Here is a 1,336-nt window from a genome sequence, read left to right as displayed (position 1 = left end):
GCGGATGCAGCCTGCCTCAGCCGACCTTGTCCAACTCGCCGCGGGCCTTGGCCACAGCCACCTGCCGGATGGCATCCGCCAGCGTGTCGGCGTCCTGTGCGCCCATGACTGCGTATTTGCCTTCGATGAGGAAACAGGGCACGCCTGATATGCCCATGCGCGACGCCGTGGCGATCTCGGTGCGCACCGCTTCGACATCGGCGTCGGTCGGCAGGAGCGTGGCGACCACGGACGCATCCATGCTGGCCTCGCGGGCGGCTTCGACCAACACGGCATGGTCGCCGATGTTGACGCCCTCCTCGAAATTCAATTGGAACAGGCGACGGACCAGCCTGTTCTGGATGGCTTCGCCGGCSGCACCCGCCCAGCGGATSASSCGATGCGCRTCCAGCGTGTTSGGCGCSACCTTGATGGCATCGAAGGCAAAAGAAATGCCCTCGGCTTCGCCAAGCGGTTCGATGCGGGCATGGATCTCTCGGATGCGCTCGTCGCTGCCGAACTTGGCAAGCATGTACTCGCGGCGGTCCTTGCCTCGCGGCGGAATGGTCGGATCGAGCTGGAACGGCCGCCAGCGTATATGCACATCGACATCGCCGACCGCGGCGACCGCCTTGTCCAGCCGCTTCTGGCCAATGAAACACCAGGGGCAGACGACATCCGACACCACATCGACGGTTATGGCATTCGCTTCGCTCATCTCGATCTCCGGATTGTCAGTTCGGTTTGCGCCACCATGTCGGCAGCTGATAGCCGAATATGGGCGTCTTCTTCGGATGTTCCAGATAATTCCAGTAAGCAAGCCACTGCTGCGTGTTGTACTGCATCGGCACCATGTAGTAGCCCGAGATCAGCAGCCGGTCGAGAACGCGAACGGCGGCGACATAATCCTCCTTCGATTGGGCGCGCAGCATCGCTTCGATCGCCGCATCGACCGCCGGATCGGCAACGCCGGCGAGATTGAACGAGCCTTCGGCCTTGGCCGCCTCGGAGCTCCAGCGTCCGAGCTGTTCGAAGCCTGGCGACAGGGAATTGTTGAAGCCGCTGGATCCGATCAGAGCCTCGAAATCGAAGCGCTGCTTGCGTGACTGGATCTGGTCGCCGTCGAGTTTGCGGATGCTGACGTCGATGCCGATCTTCGCCAGTGTGCGCTGGTAGATACCGGCCAGGCGCTCCTCGTCCTGCGAAGCGGTCAGTATCTCGAATCCGAAAGGTTTGCCCTCGGGATCGAGCATCGTCCCGTCCTGGACGTGGTAACCGATACTTTTCAGGAGATCGAAAGCTGTCTTCAACACTTTGCGGTCCTGGCCCGAACCGTCGGTCACCGGCGGTTTCCAGG

2 protein-coding genes are annotated in these 1,336 nt (G+C 62.1%); both read right to left on the bottom strand.

The genetic code is table 11. From position 1 onward, the window contains the following. Positions 1–16 precede the first annotated feature (16 nt). Complete coding sequence (locus AC1DX0_RS35930) at positions 17–697, bottom strand: DsbA family oxidoreductase (protein ID WP_477359245.1); 681 nt, start codon at positions 695–697, stop codon at positions 17–19. A gap of 16 nt (positions 698–713) precedes the next feature. Next, on the bottom strand, positions 714–1,336 hold a 623-nt coding region (locus AC1DX0_RS35925; protein ID WP_477359243.1), incomplete at its 5' end, for an ABC transporter substrate-binding protein.

Source organism: Mesorhizobium sp. P3_A9 (assembly GCF_056402975.1).
Note: the sequence above shows the minus strand (reverse complement) of the source record. Positions and strands in the feature narration are given on the sequence as shown.